1 pseudogene is annotated in these 274 nt (G+C 62.0%); it reads right to left on the reverse strand.

The window, feature by feature from the left end:
- Positions 1-57: 57 nt before the first annotated feature.
- Positions 58-274: pseudogene (locus AAEZ09_RS28245) on the reverse strand (pyrimidine utilization protein A); the annotation flags it as partial.

Raw genomic sequence — 274 nt, forward strand, 5'->3', positions numbered from 1 at the left:
GCACAGGTTCGTCCGTTGCGCTCAGGCCGTAGCCGGAGATCTGTTCGACGGCGTTCATCAGGCCGATTCCTTGAGCGCGGTGACGTGCCGGCGGCTCTGCATCAGCGGCTGGATCTTCTGGCCGAAGGCTTCGACGCCCTCAAGGAAATCGTCGAAGGTCAGCATCACGCCCTGCATGCCGGGTACGGTGGCGATCTCATCGAGCATCCTTGCCACGTTGGCGTAGGAACCCACCAGCGTTCCCATGTTGATGTTCACTGCCGAAGTCGGGTCG

The sequence above is a fragment of the Pseudomonas sp. 65/3-MNA-CIBAN-0223 genome (assembly GCF_040310425.1).
Lineage (GTDB): Bacteria > Pseudomonadota > Gammaproteobacteria > Pseudomonadales > Pseudomonadaceae > Aquipseudomonas > Aquipseudomonas gregormendelii.